The 207-nt window shown below is 68.1% G+C and carries 1 protein-coding gene; it reads left to right on the top strand.

Annotated elements, in window-relative coordinates:
* On the top strand, positions 1 to 207 hold a 207-nt coding region (locus ARTB_RS21520; protein WP_243182292.1), incomplete at both ends, for a transposase.

Raw genomic sequence — 207 nt, 5'->3', positions numbered from 1 at the left:
GCACCGCTGGCCCGGGCCGTCACAGATCTACCGGGCATCGGGTCTGTCCCCCACCCAGTACGAATCGGCAGGCAAACGACGCGACGGATCCATCAGCAGGGAAGGCAACGTGGCCCTACGCCGGGCCCTGATCGATCTCGGCATGGGGCTCTGGTTCAACGACGCGCCCAGCCGGACCTACGCCGCGGCGCTCAGGACCAGAGGCAA

Source organism: Arthrobacter humicola, assembly GCF_022803015.1.
GTDB classification, from domain to species: Bacteria; Actinomycetota; Actinomycetes; order Actinomycetales; family Micrococcaceae; genus Arthrobacter; species Arthrobacter humicola_A.
This window is presented reverse-complemented; position numbering and strand designations above follow the sequence as displayed.